This window comes from Blastococcus sp. CCUG 61487 (assembly GCF_005222955.1).
In the GTDB taxonomy this organism is placed as follows: Bacteria; Actinomycetota; Actinomycetes; order Mycobacteriales; family Geodermatophilaceae; genus Blastococcus.
Genome location: NZ_LWUA01000127.1, coordinates 371 through 707, shown reverse-complemented (window position 1 = coordinate 707; position 337 = coordinate 371). Strand labels below are relative to the sequence as shown.

The window sequence follows — 337 nt, the reverse complement described above, 5'->3', positions numbered from 1 at the left end:
CGAGCAGCTGGACGCCGCGGTCGCGCTCGCCGCCGGAGCCCCCGCGGACGGCCAGGTCGAGTACGGCCTGGGCCCGCACGCCGCGTACACGGTCCCGCTGCCGGTGCTTCGCGACGCCGCCACGGCCGCGCGGGAACACGGCCTCCTGCTCAGCCTGCACGTCGCCGAGACCACCACCGAGGGCGACGACCTGCTCGCCGCCCACGGGCTGTCGGTGCCCTCGCTGCTGGCCGCGCAGGACGTGCTCGGCGGACGGGTGCTGGCCGCCCACTGCGTGCACATGGACGACGGCGACCTCGCGCTCTGGCGGGAGTACGACGTCGCCGTCGCGCACTGC

Annotated in this window: 1 protein-coding gene; it reads left to right on the top strand. The window is 76.9% G+C overall.

Translation table 11 applies throughout. The features are described 5' to 3' along the window. Positions 1 to 337: amidohydrolase family protein (locus A6V29_RS21555; RefSeq protein ID WP_249933113.1), on the top strand; the 337-nt coding region annotated here is incomplete at both ends.